Source organism: Hoyosella subflava DQS3-9A1 (genome assembly GCF_000214175.1).
Classification (GTDB): Bacteria; Actinomycetota; Actinomycetes; order Mycobacteriales; family Mycobacteriaceae; genus Hoyosella; species Hoyosella subflava.
This window is the reverse complement of record NC_015564.1, coordinates 1474588-1494098: the sequence shown is the minus strand read 5'-3', so window position 1 is coordinate 1494098 and position 19511 is coordinate 1474588. Positions and strand designations below refer to the sequence as shown.

The 19511-nt window shown below is 61.7% G+C and carries 18 protein-coding genes; 4 read left to right on the top strand and 14 right to left on the bottom strand.

Going from position 1 to position 19511, the window contains the following annotated elements; translation table 11 throughout:
• Window positions 1–10: 10 nt before the first annotated feature.
• From AS9A_RS06935 to nadA, 5 genes are all read right to left on the bottom strand, one after another.
• Window positions 11–1381 carry a S8 family serine peptidase gene (locus AS9A_RS06935; protein WP_013806236.1) on the bottom strand — a complete coding sequence of 457 codons (1371 nt, stop codon included), beginning with the start codon at window positions 1379–1381 and terminating at the stop codon, window positions 11–13.
• A gap of 152 nt (window positions 1382–1533) precedes the next feature.
• The gene (locus AS9A_RS06930; RefSeq protein WP_049793678.1) at window positions 1534–2019 is read right to left on the bottom strand and encodes a limonene-1,2-epoxide hydrolase family protein; all 486 of its coding nucleotides are present in this window, start codon (window positions 2017–2019) and stop codon (window positions 1534–1536) included.
• Between the two features lie 108 nt (window positions 2020–2127).
• Window positions 2128–2994 (bottom strand): carboxylating nicotinate-nucleotide diphosphorylase, encoded by an 867-nt coding sequence (gene nadC, locus AS9A_RS06925; RefSeq protein WP_013806233.1) that lies wholly within the window; start codon window positions 2992–2994, stop codon window positions 2128–2130.
• A complete protein-coding gene (gene nadB / locus AS9A_RS06920) occupies window positions 2987–4564 on the bottom strand; it encodes an L-aspartate oxidase (protein ID WP_013806232.1) in 1578 nt (525 codons plus the stop codon). The genes nadC and nadB overlap by 8 nt, the downstream gene beginning before the upstream one ends.
• Entirely contained in the window at window positions 4564–5625 is a 1062-nt protein-coding gene (nadA, locus tag AS9A_RS06915; protein ID WP_013806231.1) for a quinolinate synthase NadA, read from the bottom strand. Before nadA ends, nadB begins: the two co-directional genes overlap by 1 nt.
• Before the next feature lie 112 nt (window positions 5626–5737).
• Here nadA and AS9A_RS23165 point away from each other — a divergent pair, with 112 nt between their 5' ends.
• Window positions 5738–6451, top strand: a complete 714-nt coding sequence (locus AS9A_RS23165; protein ID WP_083826663.1) for an NUDIX hydrolase — start codon at window positions 5738–5740, stop codon at window positions 6449–6451.
• On the opposite strand, the gene AS9A_RS06905 is transcribed toward AS9A_RS23165, so the two are convergent.
• The 5 genes from AS9A_RS06905 to AS9A_RS06885 form a co-directional block, all read right to left on the bottom strand.
• Window positions 6353–6925: a DUF2567 domain-containing protein gene (locus AS9A_RS06905; protein ID WP_013806229.1), complete on the bottom strand. Its 573-nt coding sequence runs from the start codon at window positions 6923–6925 to the stop codon at window positions 6353–6355. The genes AS9A_RS23165 and AS9A_RS06905 overlap by 99 nt on opposite strands.
• 34 nt (window positions 6926–6959) lie before the next feature.
• Window positions 6960–7604, bottom strand: coding sequence for a TetR/AcrR family transcriptional regulator (locus tag AS9A_RS06900; protein WP_013806228.1), 645 nt, complete (start codon window positions 7602–7604; stop codon window positions 6960–6962).
• 14 nt (window positions 7605–7618) lie between these two features.
• Window positions 7619–9202, bottom strand: coding sequence for an MFS transporter (locus AS9A_RS06895; protein ID WP_013806227.1), 1584 nt, complete (start codon window positions 9200–9202; stop codon window positions 7619–7621).
• A 103-nt stretch (window positions 9203–9305) separates the two neighbouring features.
• Window positions 9306–10661 carry an HNH endonuclease signature motif containing protein gene (locus tag AS9A_RS06890; protein ID WP_013806226.1) on the bottom strand — a complete coding sequence of 452 codons (1356 nt, stop codon included), beginning with the start codon at window positions 10659–10661 and terminating at the stop codon, window positions 9306–9308.
• A gap of 13 nt (window positions 10662–10674) precedes the next feature.
• Window positions 10675–13173: a beta-glucosidase family protein gene (locus AS9A_RS06885; protein ID WP_013806225.1), complete on the bottom strand. Its 2499-nt coding sequence runs from the start codon at window positions 13171–13173 to the stop codon at window positions 10675–10677.
• 151 nt (window positions 13174–13324) lie between these two features.
• Here AS9A_RS06885 and AS9A_RS06880 point away from each other — a divergent pair, with 151 nt between their 5' ends.
• On the top strand, window positions 13325–14317 hold the full coding sequence (locus AS9A_RS06880) for a LacI family DNA-binding transcriptional regulator (RefSeq protein ID WP_013806224.1): 993 nt from the start codon (window positions 13325–13327) through the stop codon (window positions 14315–14317).
• A gap of 6 nt (window positions 14318–14323) precedes the next feature.
• Here the strand turns inward: AS9A_RS06880 and AS9A_RS06875 are convergent, their stop codons facing one another.
• Together AS9A_RS06875 and AS9A_RS06870 are read right to left on the bottom strand one after the other, a co-directional pair.
• Window positions 14324–14776 carry a DUF4383 domain-containing protein gene (locus AS9A_RS06875; protein WP_013806223.1) on the bottom strand — a complete coding sequence of 151 codons (453 nt, stop codon included), beginning with the start codon at window positions 14774–14776 and terminating at the stop codon, window positions 14324–14326.
• Window positions 14777–14794: 18 nt separating this feature from the next.
• Window positions 14795–15634 carry an SDR family oxidoreductase gene (locus AS9A_RS06870; RefSeq protein ID WP_013806222.1) on the bottom strand — a complete coding sequence of 280 codons (840 nt, stop codon included), beginning with the start codon at window positions 15632–15634 and terminating at the stop codon, window positions 14795–14797.
• A 207-nt stretch (window positions 15635–15841) separates the two neighbouring features.
• Here AS9A_RS06870 and AS9A_RS06865 point away from each other — a divergent pair, with 207 nt between their 5' ends.
• Window positions 15842–17971, top strand: coding sequence for a catalase (locus tag AS9A_RS06865; RefSeq protein WP_013806221.1), 2130 nt, complete (start codon window positions 15842–15844; stop codon window positions 17969–17971).
• Window positions 17972–17992: 21 nt separating this feature from the next.
• On the top strand, window positions 17993–18454 hold the full coding sequence (locus AS9A_RS06860) for an SRPBCC family protein (RefSeq protein ID WP_013806220.1): 462 nt from the start codon (window positions 17993–17995) through the stop codon (window positions 18452–18454).
• Window positions 18455–18500: 46 nt separating this feature from the next.
• Here AS9A_RS06860 and AS9A_RS06855 read toward each other — a convergent pair whose 3' ends face one another.
• Both AS9A_RS06855 and AS9A_RS24065 read right to left on the bottom strand, forming a co-directional pair.
• Entirely contained in the window at window positions 18501–19163 is a 663-nt protein-coding gene (locus tag AS9A_RS06855) for an HAD family hydrolase (protein ID WP_013806219.1), read from the bottom strand.
• A gap of 117 nt (window positions 19164–19280) precedes the next feature.
• The gene (locus AS9A_RS24065; protein ID WP_013806218.1) at window positions 19281–19433 is read right to left on the bottom strand and encodes a hypothetical protein; all 153 of its coding nucleotides are present in this window, start codon (window positions 19431–19433) and stop codon (window positions 19281–19283) included.
• Window positions 19434–19511 lie beyond the last annotated feature (78 nt).

Below are 19511 nucleotides of genomic sequence, written 5' to 3'. Positions count from 1 at the left end.
TCCTTGTTAGCTAACAGCCACCGAGGCTGCCCATGGGACGGCAAGGCTCAGGTTCTGGCGTGGGTTCAGGGTCAGTGGTTGGAGAAGGCTCGACGTCCGCGTGTACTAGGTAGCCGTAATAGTTGCTTCCAGGAGAGTTCCGCGGATCGCCGGTGAATCCGTAGCTCGCAGGACGCGTCGCTGCGTGACTGCGGACCGACTGGCCGATCTGCGCGGGTGTGAGACCACCGCATGGACCGGCCACGCCCCCACTGCCAAGGCACAGCGCCACGACCCCTGTGACGTGGGGGGCAGCCATCGAACTGCCCGATAATGTGGTGACGCCACCGCCGACCCGCGTCGACGAGATACACACGCCAGGCGCAGCGACCGTGTGGGCGATCGCGCTCGAAGTCCTGGCGAAATTGGTGAATGTCGCTGGGGTGTCGTCTGACTCAGCGGTAGCGCAGGAGGGTCGGCCTCCGGTCCTGCCTGGACGGCCATCGCTGTCTGACATCGCGGTCACTGTCAGTACTTCCGGGTAGGCAGCAGGGATCGCTCCTGATATCGAGGTCCGGTCATTCCCTGCCGATACGACGTAGGTGGTGCCACGCTCGGTGGACCTGCAGATCGCGAGGTGCAGTGGATCGTTATTGGTTCTGCCGCAGTTGTTGTCGTTACTTCCGGTCGTCCCGAGGCTCACATTCGCGACCTTGATTCCGAGATTTTCGGCGTTCGCGGTCACCCAGTCGATGCCGCAGATCAGCTGTGAAATTGTGCCGACGCCATCGCTGTCGAGGACTTTGACTGAATACAGGCGGGTGTTTGGTGCAACCCCGACAGTGTCGGAGCCGGAATTGCGCGCACCGATGATGCCTGCAACGTGCGTTCCATGCCCGTTCGCGTCTTGCGAGGTGCCGCCACTGGCCGTGCAGTCGGTGCCTGCGACTGCGTTGAGGTCTGGGTTCTGCAGGTCTATTCCCGTATCGATGACCGCTACTGCGGCATCACTGGCTGGGCTGACCGCTGTTGCGGTGGCGGCTTCAATTCGTCTGACGCCAGTGGGAACTGATGCCCCCTCCGAGAGAGGGACACTCGCGATGTGCGCTGCGACAGCGCGGTCTGGAGCGATGAAAGCGACGTCCGGGTCCTGTGCTAGTCGCTCACGGACTGCGGAGGGCATGCGGGCGGAGAATCCACGGATGGCGTGACTGTAGCTGCGGTTACTGCTAATTCCGTAGGTACGTTCGACTGCGACCGTCTTCGCGTGGGTATTGACCTGCTCGTTGAACACCACGATGTATGCGTCATTCTGGTCCGCTGAAGCCATCGGAGCGCCGATCAGCGCCAATCCACCAACCAGAACTGACGCTGAAAGCGCTCCGAGCAGGGTTCGGCGCATTGAGTAGCCTCCACAATTGAGCACAACGACAAGCGCGCACCGAACGCCCCGTTTGAGGGCAGCGCGCGAGGTCTCAGCGTATGAGTGGAGCCACGAGAGGGAGGCTCGGTTACGCCTGAGTCTGAGAGTTGTGACCGTATTGGCGGCTTCAGTTAACCGCGGCGTGACTCAATCTGCAGTGCCGTGGCAGCATGCGCGATTCCGCGGGCCGCCGCGAAGGATAGTTCCGCGATGTCGAACCGCTCCCGCCACAACGCGATCTTTCCGTCGACGAGTTCGAAAGTCCCCCAGGTCCAGAAGTCGACGGGAATCGGACCTAGCTCAATTGCGTGGGTGCGCTCCGTGAGCACGACTCCCCCATTGGCCGCGATGTTGTGCGTCTGTATGGAAATGCGCCTCGCGAGCAGCCGCAGCAGTTGGAGCTGACGCGCGACCGCGGCCTTGCCATGTACGGGCGGGAGCGGCGCCGGGTGGAATACGACGTCCTCGTGGAGGTGCGACAGGCAGATCTCGATGTCGCCTTCCTGCAGCGCCGCTACGAATTCGCGAACAACATCAGAGGGGTCACCGGGCACCGCGAGCGCCGATGATGATGATGTCACCGGCGCCAGGTGGGTTGTTTGCGAAGTTTCCGTCATACCTCCGGAAAGTACGCTGCCGATCTCGTGCGGTTCAAGCGCGCAGCAGGGAATACGACGCAAATGTGACGACCGATACCAATTCTGTGGAGCCACTTCTCGCAGCGGTCACGGTATGTCGAGCCCCAGGTCCATCACGGTCACCGAATGTGTGAGCGCGCCGACAGCAAGGTAGTCGACACCCGTCGCGGCGTACTCACGTGCCACCTCGAGACTCAGCCCACCAGATGACTCCAACCGCGTCGAGGGCGCCATTCGATCACGTCGCTGCACAGCAATCTGGGTCTGCCAGACCGGGAAGTTGTCGAGGAGCACAAGTTCCGCCCCGGCTGCGAGCACATCGTTCAACTGCTCGAGCGAGTCCACTTCGACCTCACACGGGACCCCGGGGAACTGCGCGCGTACCGCTTCGAGAGCAGCAACGATAGATCCGGCTGCGGCCACGTGGTTGTCCTTGATCAGTGCGGCATCGCCGAGCGCCATGCGGTGATTCACACCGCCACCAACGCGCACCGCGTACTTCTGCAGCACACGCAGCCCGGGCAACGTCTTGCGGGTATCCCGTATTTGCGCACCAGTCCCGGAAACTTCATCTACCCACCGAGCGGTTTCGCTGGCGATGCCGGAAAGATGACACAGAAGATTCAGTAGTGTGCGTTCTGCGGTAAGGAGCCCGCGTGTCGGAGCTTTCACCGAAAGCACCACATCCCCCGGTGCAACACGCGCGCCATCCTTCACCGCGCCGAGGAGAGCGTAGCCGTCCGCTCCCAACACTTCGTCTAGTACGAGGCTGGCCACGCCGATCCCAGCAATAGTGCCGTCAACTCGGGAGACCACCTGCGCTTCAGTGATCGCGTTTTCGCTCACCGTCGCGACAGTTGTGACGTCCGGACCGTAACGCAGGTCCTCGTCGAGAGCGATGCGCACGACACGGAGAGCTTCGTTGAGTTCCGCTTCAGTGAGGGCTTCACACACGAGCTGTGGCCTCCAGGGAGTCGAGCGAGATCATTCCGTCTCGCAGTGAGATAGGGATGCTGCGTGCGCATTCCGGGTCCGTGTAAGGGAAGTCGCGACGCGTATGACTGCCGCGTGTTTCACGCCGCCACCGGGCGGCCGCGATGATTGCCGAAGCAGTGAGATGCAGGTTCTGATCTTCGTATACACCCTGTGAGGCCACTGCATCGGCGAGCGTATTCGCAGCACAGGAAAGGCCCGTCTCGTCGCGAACAACGCCAGCTTGCTGACTCATCATGCGCTGCAAGACAACTCGAGGCAGTGTGGAACCGGCAGGCTCAGACCACTGGGTTTCCACCCATGAGCTAATGGCTCGGCCGACTCGACTTACGACAGCCGCGCCGACGCGCTCTCCCACTACGATGGCTTCGAGGAGACTGTTGGAAGCGAGGCGATTAGCGCCGTGGAGCCCTGTGCGCGCCGTCTCGCCTACCGCGTAGAGCCCTGGGATGCTCGACGCCCCATTGACATCCGTCATGACTCCACCGCAGTGGTAATGAGCTCCCGGAGCGACTGGAATCAAGTCAGATTGCGGGTCAATCCCTTCCCGCGCACACAACGTGGCGATCGTCGGGAATCGCTGCGCGAAACCATTGATGCTACGTGCATCAAGATAGACGTGCGCGGCATCGGTCTCCCGCATACGTGTGGCGATGGCCCGGGCCACAACATCACGTGGCGCTAAGTCGCCGCGCGGGTCGCCGTCCGTGACGGCACGCCCGTCGATGTCGACAAGCCGTCCCCCTTCACCACGGACCGCTTCGCTGATCAGCGGGCGGGTGCCGGAGCCGGTCGGTGAGTACAGCATCGTTGGATGGAACTGGATGAACTCGACGTCCGTGACCGTCGCTCCAGCGCGAAGCGCCAGCGCGATTCCGTCGGCGGTTGCCGAGCCAGGGTTCGTGGTGACCGCATACAGCTGACCGATGCCGCCTGTGGCGAGGACCACCGTCGACGCATGGATCAGGCCCCGCGCGCCGGTGGTGTCGACGACGGACACGCCAGTGACTTCACCGGCCGCTACACCGATAGCAACGACGTTGTGGTGGTCGAGAACCGTCAGCCGGCGCGATGCGTGGTTGAGCGCACGCTGGATCTCTGCTCCCGTCGCATCACCCCCAGCATGAATGATGCGACGCTCGGAGTGACCACCTTCACGGGTCCGCAGCAACCCATCGGGCCCCTCGTCGAAGTGGGCGCCGCGAGCACGCAGTCGCCGGATCGCCTCCGCTCCTTCGGTGAGGATGACGGTTGCGGCATGCCCATCGACGAGTCCCCCACCTGCCGCGACGGTGTCGCCGAAGTGTCGCGGCACGCTATCGCTGGGCACTGAGCCGTCGACGACGGCCACGCCCCCCTGCGCGAGCGCCGTAGCCGTGTCCCCGTGGGCCGCTTTACGAACCACGATGACTTTCAGACCACGCGCATGTGCCCGCAGAGCTGCCGTCAGACCAGCGATGCCAGCTCCGACGATGACGACATCAGCGTGACGTTCCCACTCGCTGCGAGCACCCCCTGTTCGGGGGCTCATCACTCACCGCCGCCGGGATTACCGATCGAGATCATGCGCTGCACCGACTGCCGTGCCTTCGCTGCGGTTTCGGCGTCAACGTGTACCTCGTCCGCATTTTCGACAAGGCTGCGCAGCAGCGCGGCCGGGGTGATCATCTTCATGTACTTGCATGAAGCTCGATCGTTGACTGCCTGAAAGTCGATGTCCGGTGCCGCTCGGCGGAGTTGGTGCAGCATTCCGACTTCGGTGGCAACGAGAACCTGGCGAGCGCCAGTCGACCGAGCGGCGTCGAGCATGCCACCCGTGGACAAGATCTTCACACGATCTTCGGGCACCGCTCCCTCGCCAGCGAGGTACAGCGCTGATGTCGCACAGCCACACTCGGGGTGCACGAAGAGGTCAGCGTCGGGGTGCGAGCGGGCCTGGGCGGCAAGCTCATCGCCGTTGATGCCTGCGTGGACGTGACATTCGCCGGCCCAAATGTGCAGGTTCTTCCGTCCGGTGACACGCTTGACGTGAGCCCCGAGGAACTGGTCTGGCAGGAAGAGAATGTCGCGATCAGGCTCTATCGACGCGACGACGTCGACGGCATTCGATGAGGTGCAGCAGATGTCTGTCAGCGCTTTCACCTCCGCGGTGGTGTTGACGTACGACACCACAACAGCACCCGGGTGCTCGTCTTTCCATTCGCGGAGCTCGTCCGCACTAATAGAGTCAGCAAGCGAGCAACCAGCGCGCTGATCCGGTATCAGCACGGTCTTCTCTGGCGAAAGGATCTTCGCGGTTTCGGCCATGAAATGCACACCGCAGAACACAATGGTGCTCTCCGGAGCGTCAGCAGCAATTCTGGACAGCGCCAGCGAGTCGCCGACGTGGTCGGCAACATCCTGGATTTCGGGCAGCTGGTAGTTGTGCGCAAGGATCGTCGCGTTGCGTTCACGCGCGAGCCTCCGCACTTCTTGGGCCCAGTCCGGCCCGCCAGTGACCCCGCCGAAGCCGCCGGGGCCATCCTCGATCTGGCCGAGCAGTTCAAGGGTCGTCTCCGTCAGAAACGGCGCTGCTGTTGTCGCGGTCGTCATGACCGTATCTCCTCACAATCAGACACCACCGGAGGTTTCCCGGTGTTTGCCATGGCCTGGCCGGGGTTTCGATTCGACCATCCCAGGTTTTCGACTTAGAATCGAAAACGTGATTGTCAATGGTAGCACCGTTCACGAAGTCCTGGTAGCCGTGTTCCAAGTACGGCACCTGAGCTCTCATGACGATCCGAAGCATCACAATGGCGCTGAACTGTGCGTCTTACTGTGGGAACGCGCCATGGCACCGATGGTCGGCATGTGGTCGCTACCCGGCGGAAAACTTGGTTCTGACGAGGACTTGCCGACTTCCGCGCGCCGCCAGCTCGCAGAAAAGGTCGACGTCCGCGAGCTGGCGCATCTCGAACAACTGTCCGTGTTCAGCGACCCCCATCGCGTCCCAGGGCGCCGAACTATCGCTTCGACGTTCCTCGGACTCGTGCCCTCCCCTGCTGAGCCGGAGCTGCCAGCGGACACCACCTGGCACCCCGTCACGGCGCTGCCGGACATGGCCTTTGACCATCGAACCGTGGTCGACTATGCGCACAGCCGTCTCGCTGCGAAGCTGTCCTATACAAACATCGGTTTTGCGCTCGCACCGGAGCAATTCACCATCTCAACATTGAAATCCATCTATAGCGCTGCACTCGGCTATCACGTTGATGCGACAAACTTGCAACGCGTCCTTGGCCGTCGGGGCGTCATTACGCCCACCGGCACCACAGCACCGTCAGGGCGGTCCGGTGGGCGTCCCGCCGCGGTGTACCGATTCACTGACTCCCGGTACCGGGTCACTGACGAGTTCGCCGCCCTGCGGCCCCCCGGGTGACGCCCCTTCCGAGACTCCCAGATCGGGGTCAGAACTGACCCCAGCGGCGATGAAGTAGACAAACACCGCTACAAGCGGCTGAAAGATCAGCGCCTGCCATGCAGTCACTTCTGGCGGCAGGGACACGATCGCCACGCCGGAGTCATCAAACGGATCGGGTACTCGCAGCTCGGCTAAAACGCCGCCGAGTAGCGCCGCGATGGCCGCCCCCAATCCTGAGCCCCCAACGAGCATCAATACCGCTGCCGGGCCGCGCCGCCGTCGCATCACCCACACCGCTGCGCCGCAGATCGCCCCCGCAACCGCGCTCACGCCCACAAATATCGCCAGAGAATCGAACAGGTGCAGATTGTCCCCGGGAAGCAGCGCCTGCCCTTGATCAGTGATGACGTACCTCGCTGGGGGCGCGAGCAGCGCCCACACCCCGGCCGCAACCACGCCCGCCACCACACACACCGCAAGGATCACCAGCACACGTTCACGGTACGCGAGTGATTAACTCAACCGATCAGCGTCCGAGCCCTAGCAACAAGTTGTCGACGACCCGCTCAACAATCCCCTCGGTGTGCAGGTCGGGATAGTTTTGGTACACGATGATCGTGAGCAGCGGGCTCATGAACATGGCGACAGCAAGATCGAGGTCGATGTCGTCGCGCAGTTCTCCGCGTTCCACGCCGAGCCGGAAAACTTCCTTGATGAAGGACCGGCGGCGTTCGATGAAGCGGTCATGGTGACGCTTGAAGTCGGGATTCGCAGTCGACTCGAACATCATGCACTTCAGGACTTTGCGCTCCTTGTCGGTGAAACTGGTGCGGATGTTTCGACCGAGGGCAAGGAGATCGTCCCGTACCGATGTGTGCGGCAGCGGGAAGTCCGGCGTGGATTTGATGCTATCGACGGCGGTGGCAACGAGTTCCTCCTTGGAGGACCATCTTCGGTAAATCGTGGCTTTGGACACGCCGGAGCGCTCAGCTACCGCGTCGACGCTGACATCGCTGATCGAGCCGTGGGCCGCGATCAGCTCGAGCACAGCGCTGAGGATCGCCTGGCTCGCAGCTTCACTGCGCGGCCTTCCCCTGGCTGCGGGGCTCGCGCAGTCCCGCACTAGATCTACGTCGCCGGATAATGGCGTTTCGCCGGTTTCGTGCGTCACGTTTTCATCTTCCCTCAAGCCCTGGACATTGCAGGACGGGGAGCCCCCGCGGGAGTCGGAACCTCATTAGTTTGCCGTTTCGTCGGGAAGAACAATAGGACAACGATCAGGCCAACGACCGCCGCCCCCATCGCACTGTAGGCGGTGGTGTGCATTGCGCCAATGAACGCTTCGCTGGCGGCGTCCATGACACCGGCTGGGGCTCCACCCTGTTCGACTAATCCGTACGTCGCCGCAATTGACTCGCGTGCAGCGTCGGGGAGCTCCGGCGCACCTTCCTCGATGCGCGAGCGATATCCCTGAGCCATGACGGTACCGAGTACTGCGACACCGAACGACCCACCGACTTGGCGCAACGTGTTCCCGAGTGCCGAGCCGACACCGGCTTTCTCGCGCGGGACCGACGACATGAGGGTGTTCATCGCGGGCGGCATTAGGTGTGCCATTCCAGTGCCCTGCACGAAGAACAGGGCGATGAGGACTCCGACCGGGGTATCCGCGTCGAGCATCGTGACGACAAAGAACGAGCCAATGATCAGAAGCAGCGCGCCGACACCGACGACGCGGGGCCCGAACCGGTTGACCATTGCGTTGGAGAGTGGCGAGAAGATCAGCAGAGCAACGCCGGTCGGCAGGAACAGCAGGCCTGCTTGCAGCGGCGTGAATCCTTTGACGATCTGCAGGTAGAACGTCATGAAGAAAAACAGCCCCATCATGCCGAAGAACGTGAGGGCGATAATTGCTGCCGACGCCGAGAAGCGCGGGTTCCTGAACAGCGACATGTCGAGTGATGCATGCGGAATGCGTCGCTCCCACATGACGAACGCCGCCAGCACGATAAGCCCAGCCACGATAGGAGCGATCACGCCGACGCCTGTCCAGGATCCGGCGTTACCTGCATTGATGATGCCGTAGGTGAGCGAGACCAGCCCAACCACGGAAAGCCCCATCCCGACGAGGTCAGGTTTGCCCTGGACGCCTTTCGACTCGGGAGCGAAAAACACGATCATAATCATGCTGAAAATAACGATGGGCACGTTGATCAGGAAGACAGATCCCCACCAGAACCGCTCCAACAGCGCTCCTCCGACGATCGGCCCCAGCGCACTGCCGATACCCACCGCACCCGTCCAAACACCAAGCGCTTTCGGGAACTCTTTTTGCGAGAAGACCGCGCGCACCAACGCGAGCGTCGCCGGCATCATCGCCGCCGCTCCAACACCTTTGATCGCCCGGTAGAGCAGCAAGTTCTCGGGGGACACGGCGTATGCGGACAGCAGCGAGGCCACGCCGAAGATGACCAAGCCGATCAGCAGCATGCGTTTGCGGCCGATACGGTCACCGATGACGCCGAACGCGAAGAGCAAGCCCGCGAAGACCAGCGTGTAGGAGTTGATGAGCCACGCTAGTTGACTCTGAGTGGCTCCGATGCCGTCGTTGGGATCGGCAAGCGTCTTCATCGCCACGTTCAGCACGGTGTTGTCGAGCACGACGACGATCAGGCTGAGCACGAGGACACCGAGGATCAGCCACCGCCTTGGGTGCCCAGTTTCTTCGTGGTCTGTGTCTGGCGCCACTGTCGGGAGGGTTGTAGCCACGCGGCCCGCCTTTACTTGCAGCGATGGGAACGGACGTGACTATCGTACTACGTTACGAAACGAAACGGTATCGTATTGTTGACGCGTGCGCACTGGGAGCCCGTCACGGCGCGCTGGGCTGAGCACCGTGTCTGGCACCGTGTTTGGGACGCTTTCGCGTGTCTCGCATTCTCAGGCGAGCCGGGGCGCGGCACGCCTGGTGGTAGGTGTTGCGCCTGGGACGCTGCTCGGGGTCGAGCCACACGGGCGGAATGATGTCGGGCTGCCCGTCAGTACCCACGCGGATGGTCCAGTCACTGTGGTGAATGAGCCGGTGGTGGTAGCTGCACAGCAGGCACAGGTTGGCGAGATCGGTGGGACCGGACTGCGCACACCATTCTTTGATGTGGTGCGCCTGCGTCCACCCTGGCGGACGGTCACATCCTGGGAAAACACAACCCTTGTCTCGCAAGTACAGTGCACACCGCTGGGCGAGGCTCGCGGTGCGCACTGCGCGCCCAAGGTCGAGCACTTCACTCTCACCCCCGAGCACGGCAGGGACGATCTTGGCGTCACACGCGAGCCGCCGGGCCTCGGCTGCAGAAATCGCACGGTGGTCGTTCAGTTTCACCGGGCGATCGTCGTGCCCCAGCAATTGATCGATCGTCATAGTGATCGTGCAGCGCGGTGGCTCCCCGCCCTGACTGGGCAGTTGCTCTGCCCGTTCCGTGTATTCCAGCAACTCAGCGAGTCCGTCACCACAGCGCTCACTGACGCTGCGCAGGTCGGGCGTAGCGTCCTCGGCAGGCCGGGGCTTCGCCAATGGCGAAAGCAGGGTTTCGAGCCGCACGCCTGACTCTTTGTCCAGATAACCGGACAACCGCAGCCGGTCACCTTTGACGCTCCAGGCAAGGTGCAGTTCTCTGCGCGGTTGCGTCAATTTTTCTGTATCGGGTTCTTTACCATCCGGATCGAGGCGGTCAAGGATCTCTCGCCCTGCCCTGCGTACCACCACCGGGCTGTTGGTGCGCGCCAGCTCCGTGAGGATTCGTTCACCCTCCTCACGAAAGACTCGTTCCGTTGCAGGCGGAAACAGGCTGAGTACCTGATCGATCACGTCGACGTGTGAGGCGGAGATTTCGCCTTCGCGCAGCGCGGCTCCAGCGGCCGGAAGCGTCGCAGGCACAACCGACCCATCGATTCCGGCGGTCGCACAAATCATTTCGGCTCGCCGGGCACGCTGCCGTGCATCTTTGGCGTCGACGTTCAAGACGTCTCGCAGCAACCCAGCGGCATCTGCGTAGCCGAAGGTTCCCATCACGCCACGTGCAACGATCTCAGCCGTGATCAGCGCCTGCGCTGCCTGCAAACGCCGCTGCGCCACTTCCAAGTCACGCAGCCGCGCCACCAGTTCCGCGTCCGCGACGCGGAACAAGTCCTCCCCTATGTCTCCCCCGAGCACCACACGATTATCGAACATGCGTTCGGTGCTGTCAAGGCAGGAAAACGCTCAAATCCGCGCGCAAGCGCAAATCAGCGACGGAACGTCCCGCGTGAAGAACGAAGGTGCCCGGCTCAACTGACCAGCGTCCGGCATCGGTGTCCCAATGCTCGAATGCGCGCGGAGCGAGTTGCACCGCAAACTCTTTCGTCTCCCCCGCCGCAGCGTCGACAACCGCGAAACCGACCAGCCAGCGCGCCGGACGTTCAACCTGCCCGTCCGGGCGAGATGCATACACCTGGACAACCTCACGTCCCGCACGAGACCCTGCATTGCGAACACGGATGCGCGCCGAGCCTTTTTCAACGGACATCTCGTCGTAACTCCACTCGGTGTATCCGAGGCCGAATCCAAAGGGGTATTGCGGACTGCGACTGTGCTTCTCGTAGCCGCGGTAGCCGATGTACAGCCCTTCGCTGTAGCGCAGAACGCCGTTCTCCGGCATGAACGACGGGTGGCCATCCTCGCTCGCTGGCCAGCTCACAGGAAGGCGGCCACCTGGTTCAACCGCGCCGAACAGTACATCGGCGATGGCATTTCCGGCCTCTTGGCCGGGGAACCAGGCCAGCAGCACTGCAGCGACGTCATCCGCCCACGGGAGCAGAACGGGGGCACCAGCATTCACTACAACCACGGTTAGCGGGTTCACTTCCGCGACGCGGCGCACGAGTTCATCCTGTCGACCTGGCAGCGAGAGCGACGTGCGATCGAAGCCTTCGCTTTCGACCTCGTCCGTCGTGCCGACTACGACTATTGCGGCGTCGGCGTTCCGCGCGGCTTCCACTGCCGCCTCGATCTCGGCGTCAGCATCGGTTACTCGACCTGCGTTGATCTGTATTACCGGCATCATCGGAAGTTCATCGTCGCCGAAGGAGAAGTCTCCCGCAGCGAGTTCGACGCGAAGCCTGAGCGACACTCGCTGCCCTGCGGTGAGGTCCATCGTGGCGAATGCCTGCGGCGGGCGAGCGAGGACCTCAACCATATCAGCGCCTGGCGGAAGGCTCACCATCTCACTGAGCGCTTGGACGCCATCGAGTTCCAGGACGAATCGACCGATACCAGACCCTCCAATGTGGTAGGTACCCGATTCTTCCGCTTCGAAGATAGCTGTGAACTCGATCGAATCGACGTCGGTGAGCGGGGCACCCGCTGCGGTGTCATGCCACATGAGGTGGGTCGCGTGCCGGACCTCCGTTGCAAGCAGATGGTTGTCCCGGTCCATGAACCGGACCTCCACCGCGTTCCGCGTACCGTCCGGAGCCGCGAGTTGCTCGATACTGGCGGTGGGCACGCGAGAGGTCACTGCCCCGCCCGACCGGTGCTCGATGCGCACATCAGCATCTAGCGCATTGCGGATGCCGTCGAGCGGTGAAACGACGTAGGGCGGCGCCACGGTCGCGCTGCCTCCGCCGAGGGTGCGCGCAGTGGCGGCATTCGGTCCGATTACCGCAACTGCCCTCAATTCGGAATCCGCTAGCGGCAGGGCGCCCTCCGCATTCCGGAGCAGCACCATGCCCGCAGACGCGGTCGTCCGGAGTGTGCTCGTGATGGCCGCCTCATCGAGAGCCTGCGCCTGGGCCACGGGCGCAATTCCTTCGAGCGCACCGACTCTGGCGGCGACCCGCAGGATGCGCAGTGCCTTCTCATCAACTGCTGATTCAGGCACGGATCCGTTTCGGACAGCCGCAACGAGAGCGTCACCCCACGGCCCATGAGGTCCGGGCATAACGAGGTCGAGCAGACCCTCTTCGGCAGCATCGAGTGATCGTCCCGCGAACCAGTCAGACATAACGAGACCGTCAAAACCCCATTCGCCCTTGAGGATCTCGCGCAGCATCGGGGATTCAGTCATCGTCTTCCCTGCGACACTGTTGTAGGCAGCCATGACCGCCCATGCCTTGGCGTCACAAACAATCGTCTCAAAGGGGGCGAGATAGAGCTCACGAAGAGCCCGCTGCCCGATCTCCGCGTCGTACGTGAAACGTTCGGTCTCGGAATCGTTGGCAACGAAGTGCTTGACCGTCGCACCGACCCCCCCGGACTGAACACCGCGTACATACGCGGCACCGATCTGCGCCGTGAGATAAGGGTCTTCGCTGTAGCACTCAAAGTGCCGCCCGCCGTATGGAGTTCGGTGGAGGTTGACGGTCGGAGCAAGCAGTACGTCGACGCCTTTCCGACGACACTCGGACGCAAGGAGCCGGCCGATCGTTTGCAGACTTGCGACGTCCCAAGTTGCTGCGAGCGCGGTGGGAGACGGCACGTTGGCCGACGGATTGCGCTCATCGAGGGATTCGCCACGCACCCCGGCTGGCCCGTCGGAAACAACTAGGCGCCGCAGACCGATCGTCGGCTCTGGATGCAACGACCAGAAGTCCGCGCCGGTGAGCAGCCGTACTTTGCTTTCGAGCGTCAGTTTCTGCAGCCGCAGCCGCAGTTCTTGTCCAATGTCGGCAATCCCCGCTACGTCAGTGTCAGCCGTGAAAGACATTTTTACCTATTTCCTTAATTCCACCGGGGATCCGCCGCTATCTCAACTCCAACAGTGCAGCCGTAACTTACACGTGTCAGCGTTAGTCTACGTGGAATTCTGACGGCTGCGCAATGGCCAATTCGTGGGCAAACACGTGTAAGCTCACGCCGTGCGTCCACGGGCAACGAGCGTCGATGTAGCGCGGGAGGCTGGTGTCTCGCGGGCAACCGTCAGTTACGTCCTCAATGACGCGCCTGGGCAGTCCATCCCAGAGGAAACGCGTCAGCGGGTCTTGATAGCGGCTAGGAAGCTCGGTTACTCACCCTCCGCGGCGGCTCGCACTCTGCGCAGGGGCCGCAGTGACGTTGTCTTGTTCGTGCTTCCAGAGTGGCCAATCGGGCCGGTGATCGGAACTCTCATCAGCACGCTGACCGCGGAACTCGCCGCGCACCGACTGACGCTGCTGACCTATCAGAAGCTTCCGGGCAGCACGCCGTTCCGGGAATTGTGGACCGCGATAGCCCCCGCAGCGATCATCGTCTGTGAAGCGCTCAGCGACGCCGAACTGGAAACGATCAGGACGGCTGGCATCGAGGTCCTCACCGCGCTTGCCCCTGACCCCGCTGTGCAAGGGAGCCTAGCGGTCGCTCAGGAGTTATTCGGCTGGCGACAGGTTCAGCACCTCACGGAGCGCGGCCACGTCCGGCTCGCATACGCCTACCCCGCCGACGAGCGCCTCGAAAGTTTCGCTGCGCCGCGACTGCGCGGCGCTCGCCGCGCCTGTTCCGAGCTTGGCCTGACAGCGCCTGTCGTCGCGACCATCGAGGACGACAACGCGGCGCACGTCATCTCTCAGTGGCGAGCTCTCGATGAGCCGGTCACAGCGCTGTGTGGTTACAACGACGAGATCGCGTTTGCGCTTCTCGACGGCGCGCGACGAAACGGGCTGAGAGTCCCTGCCGATCTGGCAGTCATTGGGGTGGACGACATCCCGGTCGCGCGTTACGCGAACCCGCCCCTGACGACAGTAGCGACTGGCGTCGAGGTGCAAAGTCGTGCGATCGCGGCGTCCGTGCTCGGCATCCTCGCCGACCGACCGGCCCGCAGTCCTCTACCTCACCAAAACGACATCGTCAGAGTGATCGAACGAGATTCGACGTAGGCCCGGCTATTTTTTCTTCGGTGTCCGCAACGGAACAGACCCGAGCAGCACCATGCCCAGGCCGAGACCAAGGTGCAGCCAGTTGATGGCGTGGTTGATCGGCAGAAAGTTCGCATCGCTGCTGTGATCGATCACAAGCCCGTACAGCGTCAGCGCGATATAGCCGAGCCCACCACCGATGAGATAGATACGCGCGCCTAGCGCCCTCATCGCCATCACAATGCCCAGGACACCGAAACCAACGTGAATCACGTTGTGCAGGATCGACACCGCGAAAATGCCGAACAAGTACGTGTCGGTGTGGGGCCCCGCCCATGTCATCTCGTCGGTGCCAGTGGTGACGCCTGGAATGAATCCCAGAATGCCTACCACGATGAAGGCGACACCCACTGAAAACGCGAAGAGCTTGCGGACACGCTGCGACGAAAGATCACTCTGGAATTGTTTGTTGCCACCCATTTCTCAGCCTCCCTTGATTTAACCTGGCAGCGTCTCGCCGCCGATCGGCGCGAGGACCTCACCCGAGTAGTAGGACGACAACTGGTTCGCCGCGAAGAAGACGTACGACGGGGCGATCTCATCGGGCTGCGCAGCCCGCTTGTAGGGAGCCTGCTCGCCAAAGTCCTTGACCGCATCTTCCGGGAAGGTCGCCGGAATGAGCGGTGTCCAGACGGGCCCCGGCGCGACACAATTGACCCTGATGCCTCGTTCCATCAGCGACTGAGCCAGTGAGTACGTCAGCGCGAGAATAGCGCCCTTCGTGGCGGAGTAGTCAATCAGCTGCTTATTCCCGCGTAAGCCGTTGATCGACGACGTATTGATAATCGCGCCGCCGCTGGGAAGATGCTGCAGCGCAGCCTTCGTGACGTAAAAAAACGAATCGATGTTGACGGCGAAGGTGTGACGCCACTGCTCATCGCTGATGTCTTCGAATTCCTCAACGGGCATCTGGTATGCCGCGTTGTTGACGAGTATTGACAGGCCGCCAAGGTCCTTGGCCGCGTCGGCGACGAGGCTTCGGCATGCGCCTGCATCCGCTAGGTCAAGTGCATAGCTAAACGCTCGACGACCCTCTTTCTCGATGAGTTCGACGGTGCGCTGAGCGTCCTCATGTTCTGAGAGATAGCCGATCGCGACGTCCGCACCTTCCTTCGCAAAGGCGACTGCCACCGCGCGGCCAATACCCGAGTCGCCACCCGTCACGAGCGCTTTCTGGCCCGAAAGCACGTCCCGGCCAACGTAGTCTCGCATCTCATCGCTGGGGCGGGACGGCATTTCCCGGGTGTGGCCCGGGTATTCGATCATTGGTTCATCCATGGCACTCCCTCTCACACGCGGTCTTCTAGCCCGCTTACGCCTGCTTGGCCGGCGCAGTGCGCACGCCCAGTGTCATCACACGGCTGAGGACTTCCCTGCTGGAGCCGATACAAACGTCACCCGCTGATTGTTTCGGAGATTCGATACTTCGTTTATCCGCAGCAGTTGCGGGTAGTTGCAGACCGGACCTCACGAAGGGAGAACAGTATGGAGCGCCGTGACAGCAAAGACCGCAGTCTCGACGCCGCGAGAACCAACGACGACAACTCATGGCTCACAACGCAGCAAGGGGTTCGGGTCGAGCACACGGACGATTCGCTCAAGGCTGGGGTTCGCGGACCGACGCTGCTGGAAGACTTCCACGCGCGCGAGAAGATCACCCACTTCGACCACGAACGAATTCCTGAACGAGTCGTCCATGCCCGCGGCGCAGGTGCCTATGGCTATTTCAAGGCCTACGACACTCGGTTGCGCGACTATACGGCCGCCGAGTTCCTGACCGAGCCGAAGCTGACTACGCCGGTTTTCGTGCGGTTTTCCACCGTTGCAGGTTCACGCGGCTCCGCGGACACCGTGCGCGATGTTCGCGGCTTCGCCACGAAGTTTTACACGAAGCAGGGCAACTACGACCTCGTCGCCAACAACATGCCGGTGTTCTTTATCCAAGATGGCGTCAAGTTCCCCGACTTCGTCCACGCCGTCAAACCAGAACCCGCAAGCGAAATCCCCCAGGCCCAGTCCGCGCACGACACTTTCTGGGACTTCGTGTGGCTCCACCCAGAATCGCTGCACATGGTCATGTGGCTGATGTCGGACCGTGCGCTCCCCCGCAGTTACCGGATGATGCAGGGCTTCGGTGTGCACACCTTCCGCCTGGTTGATTTCGAGGGGAACGGCACGTTCGTCAAGTTCCACTGGCGGCCCATCCTGGGTTCGCACTCCCTCGAGTGGGCGGAGTGCCAGCGCATCGCAGGCGCTGACCCTGACTACAACCGCCGCGACCTCTGGGACGCGATCGAAGCAGGGCAGTTTCCTGAGTTCGAACTCGGCGTCCAACTCATCAGTGAATTGCGCGAACACGACTTCGATTTCGATCTACTCGACCCCACCAAAATCGTCCCGGAGGAACAGGTTCCGGTACAGCCTGTCGGGCGAATGGTCCTGAACCGCAATCCACAGAACTTCTTCGCCGAAACGGAACAGGTCGCCTTCCATACCGCCAACGTAGTCCCGGGTATTGACTTCACCAACGATCCGCTCCTGCAGGCACGCAATTTCAGCTACCTGGACACGCAACTGATCCGCTTAGGCGGACCGAACTTCTCCCAGCTGCCGATAAACCGGCCGGTCGTCGAGGTGCATACAAACCAGCGAGACGGCTACGGGCAGCACACGATTCACACACATCCCACGAGTTACACCAAAAACAGCCTCGGGAACGGATGCCCGATGTCCATGACCCAACAGGAGCCACCCCTCGACGTCTACCGCCACTACACACAGAGGGTGGAAGGCGAAGTGATCCGCCGCCGGTCAGAGAGCTTCAATGACCATTACAGCCAGGCGCGACTGTTCTGGAACAGCATGAAGGAGGTCGAGCAACAGCACATTCGTGACGCTTTCTGCTTCGAACTCTCGAAAGTGTCGTCAAAGTACGTGCGGCAGAGAGTCACTGAACAGATCGCGCATGTCGACCCGGGCCTCGCTATGGGAGTCGCGCGAAAAGTCGGCGTACCAGAGCCTGAAGACTTCGGGGCGGCCCTCCACAACGACGCATCGTCGGCCCTCAGCCAGGTCTATCCGGTAGCGGGGTTCGACGACGCACCCCCATCGATTGAGTCGCGCCGAATCGCTGCTCTGGTCTGCGACGGCGTCGATGACACGGGTATTCGAAAACTTGCTAGCGCACTCTCAGCCGAAGGGGCGCTACTCGACCTGATTGGACCAGCCGAGGGCGCCATCCGCGGCGAGAGTGGGCATTCCGTCGACGTATCGGTGGGACTGTCGTCTACAGCGTCGGTGCTGTACGACGCAGTCATCGTTCCGGGCGGTGACATCGCCGCCCTCATTGAAACCAACGGGTCGGCCAAGCATTTTTTGCTCGAAGCATTCAAACACCACAAAGCGGTCGCCGCGTTTGGCGCCGGTGTAGAGGTGCTGCGGCGGAACGGTCTCACTGATGCCGAAACCAGCCCTGTGCTGGTGGCCGATGAGGAAGGAGTTATTGTCACGAGCCATTCTGGGCAAGAACTGCCCGACGAATTCATCCGCAGTTTCATCGATGCAGTTGCACTGCATCGCATCTGGAACCGCGAGACAAGCCACATCACCGCGTAACAACGCCGAAAGGAGCGTTTGATGGGCACAGTAAACAAGTCGATCGACGTAAACGTACCCCTCAATGTCGCGTACAACCAATGGACGCAATTCGAGCAGTATCCGCAGTTCATGGAGCACGTAGAACGCGTCGAACAACTTGACGAAACGAACCTGCGGTGGCATGTCCGCTTCGGGCCGATCTCCCGTGAATTCGCCGCTGTGGTCGACGAACAGCATCCGGATCAGCGGGTCGCATGGCATTCAACGGAGGGGCCGACTCATGCCGGAGTGATTACCTTCCACCGGATCGATGATGATCAAACTCGGGTGACGGCTCAGATTGATATCGATCCGGAAGGCGTCGCAGAGAATATCGGTGATGCGCTGAACATCGTCGATACGCAGGTAAAAGGCGATATGAAGCGCTTCAAGGAGTTTATCGAATCCCGCGGCGTCGCCACTGGTGAGTGGCGTGGAGACATCGACCCGCCGCAGCCGTAAACAAGACACGAGTCAGCTCCAGCCCCGAGGGGGCTGGAGCTGACGTTCATTTCAGGTGAGCCAGTGGACTTGATGAGAAGTTCGCACAGAGTTCGCTGACACTTGTGTAGACCGCGATTGCTCCGGCATCTTCGAGTTCTGCTCGCGATACCCCGCCAGTCAGAACGCCCACGCAGTTGAGCCCAGCACGATTGCATGCCTCCACGTCCCAAACTGTGTCGCCCACGAACACCGCACGCTTGGGCGAGACCCCCGCGCGTTCGAGGGCGATCTGAACAATTCGTGGTTCAGGCTTCGCGGTCGAGACGTCTTCCGACGACGTGACAGCAGAAATGACGTCCTCCCGGTCCAGGACACTGCGAAGTTGCGCGAGTTCGTCTTCTGGTGCAGACGTCGCAAGCACTGTCTGCATGCCGAGTGACTCCACCTTCTCGAGAATCTCGCGTGCCCCATCAAAAGCCCGCAGCAGTGGTGTGAGTTCATGGTAGTAACGCGTGTGAAGTTCTTTGATAGTGCTCGCGACGTCGTCGCTTGCGCCATCGCTGAGGGTGCTGACAAGCGTCGATCCATCCATCCCAATCGAGCGATGAATCCGCCAGCTATCTACCGGAATGCCCACCTCTAAGAATGCGCGCTGCCACGCATGAACGTGAAGGTAGTTCGAGTCAACCAAGGTGCCGTCAATATCGAAGAGAACTGCTGGATGCATCGCGCAGACATACCCAATTGAACAGAAAATAAACGGGTTATTTCCTTCTATCAAGGGGTAATCAAACACACAACCACGTTTCTCAACGAGGAGAGAACGATGACGGCCGCATTGGAGTTACAAGATTCCAGTCCCGATCGCCTGCTCAGCGAGCTTTTCCCCCAGAATATGACCGATACGGCGTTCACGCACTCGGACGCCGTTGTCTGTCTCGATGTGACAGATCACGGCACGTGGACTGTCGAGGTAGTTCGGCCTGACTGTGGCCATGCCCCACAGATCGAATTGCCAGATTGGACCTTGCGGCTGTCCCGAACGTTCATGGCCGCTACGGGCCGTCCCTAGTTT

Coding starts and splice junctions, on each gene's coding strand:
- AS9A_RS06855 (WP_013806219.1), bottom strand. CDS start 19,163: ATGCATCCAGCAGTTCTCTTCGATATTGACGGCACCTTGGTTGACTCG.
- AS9A_RS06875 (WP_013806223.1), bottom strand. CDS start 14,776: ATGGGTGGCAACAAACAATTCCAGAGTGATCTTTCGTCGCAGCGTGTC.
- AS9A_RS06870 (WP_013806222.1), bottom strand. CDS start 15,634: ATGGATGAACCAATGATCGAATACCCGGGCCACACCCGGGAAATGCCG.
- nadA (WP_013806231.1), bottom strand. CDS start 5,625: ATGACGACCGCGACAACAGCAGCGCCGTTTCTGACGGAGACGACCCTT.
- AS9A_RS06865 (WP_013806221.1), top strand. CDS start 15,842: ATGGAGCGCCGTGACAGCAAAGACCGCAGTCTCGACGCCGCGAGAACC.
- AS9A_RS06860 (WP_013806220.1), top strand. CDS start 17,993: ATGGGCACAGTAAACAAGTCGATCGACGTAAACGTACCCCTCAATGTC.
- AS9A_RS06885 (WP_013806225.1), bottom strand. CDS start 13,173: ATGTCTTTCACGGCTGACACTGACGTAGCGGGGATTGCCGACATTGGA.
- nadB (WP_013806232.1), bottom strand. CDS start 4,564: ATGAGCCCCCGAACAGGGGGTGCTCGCAGCGAGTGGGAACGTCACGCT.
- AS9A_RS06890 (WP_013806226.1), bottom strand. CDS start 10,661: ATGTTCGATAATCGTGTGGTGCTCGGGGGAGACATAGGGGAGGACTTG.
- AS9A_RS06935 (WP_013806236.1), bottom strand. CDS start 1,381: ATGCGCCGAACCCTGCTCGGAGCGCTTTCAGCGTCAGTTCTGGTTGGT.
- AS9A_RS06930 (WP_049793678.1), bottom strand. CDS start 2,019: ATGACGGAAACTTCGCAAACAACCCACCTGGCGCCGGTGACATCATCA.
- AS9A_RS24065 (WP_013806218.1), bottom strand. CDS start 19,433: ATGGCCACAGTCAGGCCGAACTACCTCGACAGTCCACGTGCCGTGATC.